The organism is Micromonospora reichwaldensis, assembly GCF_031845925.1.
GTDB classification, from domain to species: Bacteria; Actinomycetota; Actinomycetes; order Mycobacteriales; family Micromonosporaceae; genus Micromonospora; species Micromonospora reichwaldensis.
In genome coordinates, this window is sequence record NZ_JAVRFL010000089.1 from 1 (window position 1) to 479 (window position 479).

Below are 479 nucleotides of genomic sequence, written 5' to 3' on the forward strand. Positions count from 1 at the left end.
GCCGAAGCTCGTCTCGGTGAAGGAGCAGCCGATGCCGAAGATGACGTCGGCCTCGGCGAGGAATTTCGGCACCGCGCGCGGCACCGCGAGGCCGCCGGAGCCGAGCGAGAGCGGATGCGTTTCCGGGAACGACGATTTGCCGCCGAGACTGGTGGTGACGGGGATGGCGAGCCGTTCGGCCAGCCGTTTCAATTGCGGCCAGGCCTGCGCGTAATGCACGCCCTGTCCGGCATAGATCACCGGCCTCTTCGCGTTGACGAGCAGGCCGGCGGCCTCCTTCACTTGGACGGGGTCGGCGCCGTAGCGGGTGCGCATCACCGGCGTGTAGTTCAGCGGCTCCGGCACCTCCTCGTTCCACATATCGGCGGGGATCTCGACGATGACGGGCCCGCCGCGGCCGTTCTTCAATTTGGTGAAGGCGCGGCGGAAGATGTTGGTGACTTCGGCGGCGAGGATGATTGGCTCGGACGATTTCGAGA

At 66.6% G+C, this 479-nt stretch carries 1 pseudogene; it reads right to left on the reverse strand.

Features of this window, described 5'->3' with window-relative positions:
- A pseudogene (locus RM555_RS30835) lies at nucleotides 1-479 on the reverse strand (thiamine pyrophosphate-binding protein); the annotation flags it as partial.